The organism is Acetobacter estunensis, from assembly GCF_011516945.1.
Classification (GTDB): domain Bacteria; phylum Pseudomonadota; class Alphaproteobacteria; order Acetobacterales; family Acetobacteraceae; genus Acetobacter; species Acetobacter estunensis.
This window is the reverse complement of the sequence record NZ_WOTH01000083.1, coordinates 1-2,586: the sequence shown is the minus strand read 5'-3', so window position 1 is coordinate 2,586 and position 2,586 is coordinate 1. Positions and strand designations below refer to the sequence as shown.

Sequence of the window (2,586 nt, the reverse complement as noted above, 5' to 3'; positions counted from 1 at the left end):
GTAAGCTCCCGGCGACTGACGCCTTGCTGAATACTTCTGGTCTGGTTCAGCTATGAAGCATGAACGATTTAAGAGATAGGGACGCGGTACTACCTGCGAGTGTCGCAGGTAGTACCGCAGAGAGGCTCCAAAGGAGCGGTAGAGAGACAGGCGAGCGGGACAGGCTGGCGGGCGCCTCGCGGATCGAGATCGTTTCGGATCGCCGCCGCTGGCACGCCCCTGAATTTCGCGCGCGAGTGGTCATCGCGTCCTACGAGAGCCGACGCCCCATAAGGGAGGTGGCTGCACAGTATGGGATCCATCCAAGTCTGGTGTTTCGCTGGCGGCGAGAGGCTCGGGCCAAAGGCGGGACATCGTTCATACCTGTCATGGTGGCCCCGGCCCCCGAGCCGCAGCCATTGGAGCGTCGGAGAGAACAGGGAACGCTGTCCGACCGAGCCGTCAGCCTGGTCTTTCCGGACGGTGTGCGGCTGGAGTTCGACACAGGGCTGTCCGCTGATCGTCTGCGTGAGATTGTGGGCGCACTACGATCATGATCCCGCTTCCCTCCACGCTGAGGATATGGCTGGCGGCCGGTGTAACCGATATGCGCCTGGGGATGCCCGGGCTGGCGTTGAAAGTCCAGGAAGCACTGGGTCGTGACCCTTTCGCGGGTGACGTCTATGCCTTCAGGGGCCGACGCGGCGACCTGGTGAAACTGATCTGGCACGATGGGATCGGCCTTTCCTTATATGCGAAGCGGATCGAGCGCGGGCATTTCCTGTGGCCTTCGGCAAAGGACGGAGCGATCCATCTCTCCCCGTCACAATTGACTTGTCTGCTGGAGGGTGTGGATTGGCGCAATCCGCAGAAAACATGGAGACCTGAACTGGCGGGATAATAAAAACCGCGCCAGGTCAGCATATACTGGTACCCTTTTGAGCGCCCATGTGATCAACTGCCTTCATGACGGGAGACACGGACGACATCATCGCCTTGCGCGCAGCACTTGCCGCTGCCGAGGCGCGTGCCCAGGTCGCCGAACTCCGGGCGTCTACTGCCGAAATCCGGGCCACTGATGCAGAAGCGCGCGCGGCCAGCGCCGAAGCGCAGATTGCCCATCTCAAACATCTTATCGCGCGGATGCGCCAGGACCGTTTCGGCGCCTCGTCGGAGCGGGGGCGCCGCCTGCTGGCCCAATTCGAACTCGAACTGGAAGAACTGGAGACGACGCTCGCCGAGGACGCGCCCGAAAATGCGGCGGATCCCGCTGTCCGCACGACAGCACCCCGGAGCAACCGGGGACGCCAGCCCCTGCGTGCCGATCTGCCGCGCGAGCGGGTCGTCATCCCCGCACCGACACAGTGTCCGTGCTGTGGCAGCGATCGTCTGAGCAAACTGGGGGAGAGCGTCACCGAGACGCTGGAGGTGATCCCGCGCCAGTTCAAGGTCATACAGACGGTGCGGGAGAAGTTCACCTGCCGGGACTGCGAGAGCATCACCCAGCCACCCGCCCCCTTCCATCCGATCGCGCGCGGACGCGCCGGCCCATGGCTGCTGTCGACCATCCTGTGCGACAAGTTCCTGCAGCATCTGCCTCTGAACCGCCAGAGCGATGCCTTTGCCCGCGAAGGGATCGATCTCGACACATCAACGCTGGCTGACTGGGTGGGAGCCTGCACCGCGACGCTGGCCCCCCTGACTACGCTGATCCGGGCGCATGTGCTGGCGGCACAACGCCTGCACGCGGACGACACCACCGTGCCGGTTCTGGCGAAAGGCCGGACAGTCACCGGACGATTGTGGAATTATGTGCGGGACGATCACCCCTTTGGAGGCACAGCGCCCCCAGCCGTCTGGTTCCGTTATTCCCGGGACCGCAAGGGCGAACATCCCACGGATCATCTCACCGGCTGGACCGGCATTGTGCAGTCAGACGCCTATGCGGGTTACAATACTCTGGCGAAACCGGGACGCCAACCCGCGCCGGTTGTCTCCGTCGGATGCTGGGCGCATGGACGCAGGGGACTGTTCAAAATCGCCGAGAGAGACAAGGCGCCCCTCGCCATAGAGGCAATAGGCAGGATCGACGCCATATTCCAAGCCGAGCGCACCATCAACGGTACGCCCCCAGAACATCGGCTGGCAGTCCGTCAAACAGACATAGCCCCTCTGGTCGACGATCTGTTCGACTGGATGCGGGAGTGTTGCCGGCGCATGTCGACAAAAAATCCCATTGCCCAGGCCATGAACTATTTTCTACGGCGTGCCGATACATTCACACGATTCCTCACAGATGGCCGTATCTGTCTGACGAACAATGCAGCAGAACGCGCCCTACGCGGCATCGCCCTGGGCAGGAAAGCCTGGTTGTTCGCCGGGTCCGATCGTGGCGGAGAGCGCGCCGCCGCCATGTATTCCCTGATCGTCACCGCGCGCCTGAACGATGTCGATCCCCAGGCATGGCTCGCCGATGTCCTGGCACGGATCAATGACATTCCCAATCCACGCCTCCATGAACTCCTGCCCTGGCACTGGAAAGCCCACCAGCAGGTCCACAATACCATCGCCGCCTGAATACGCCCGCGTCTCTCGCCGGATGGTTAC

At 62.7% G+C, this 2,586-nt stretch carries 3 protein-coding genes; all 3 read left to right on the top strand.

What is annotated here, in order from left to right:
- The first annotated feature begins 59 nt into the window (after positions 1–59).
- The 3 genes from tnpA to tnpC all read left to right on the top strand — a co-directional run bounded on the left by tnpA (position 60) and on the right by tnpC (position 2,556).
- Positions 60–536 (top strand): IS66-like element accessory protein TnpA, encoded by a 477-nt coding sequence (gene tnpA, locus GOB87_RS16290; RefSeq protein WP_176644003.1) that lies wholly within the window; start codon positions 60–62, stop codon positions 534–536.
- Positions 533–880 carry an IS66 family insertion sequence element accessory protein TnpB gene (gene tnpB, locus GOB87_RS16285; RefSeq protein WP_019092242.1) on the top strand — a complete coding sequence of 116 codons (348 nt, stop codon included), beginning with the start codon at positions 533–535 and terminating at the stop codon, positions 878–880. Before tnpA ends, tnpB begins: the two co-directional genes overlap by 4 nt.
- Before the next feature lie 65 nt (positions 881–945).
- Positions 946–2,556 carry an IS66 family transposase gene (gene tnpC, locus GOB87_RS16280; RefSeq protein WP_166319123.1) on the top strand — a complete coding sequence of 537 codons (1,611 nt, stop codon included), beginning with the start codon at positions 946–948 and terminating at the stop codon, positions 2,554–2,556.
- Positions 2,557–2,586: the final 30 nt, after the last annotated feature.